Below are 224 nucleotides of genomic sequence, written 5' to 3'. Positions count from 1 at the left end.
GCACTATCATGGTGTTGTCTGCGATTGCTATCGTCTTCGGTTGTGTGATTGCATATATGTTGTCGAGTTCTATTACTAATCGCCTGACTCGTGTTGAACAAGTAGCACGCCGCGTGGCAAATGGTGATTTAACCGCAGGTGACATTACCGATGAGTCTGGTGATGAACTGGCTGATCTTGCTAGTTCGATTAACCAGATGCAGAAGTCGTTAGTGGACTTATTA

At 45.1% G+C, this 224-nt stretch carries 1 protein-coding gene; it reads left to right on the top strand.

What is annotated here, in order from left to right; all coding sequences use genetic code 11:
- Positions 1–224, top strand: a 224-nt coding sequence (locus AB4486_RS26335; RefSeq protein ID WP_372119709.1) for a HAMP domain-containing protein, incomplete at both ends; no start/stop codon positions are given.

Origin of the sequence: Vibrio sp. 10N.222.55.C6 (genome assembly GCF_041473395.1) — a bacterium.
Classification (GTDB): domain Bacteria; phylum Pseudomonadota; class Gammaproteobacteria; order Enterobacterales; family Vibrionaceae; genus Vibrio; species Vibrio crassostreae_C.
Note: the sequence above shows the minus strand (reverse complement) of the source record. Positions and strands in the feature narration are given on the sequence as shown.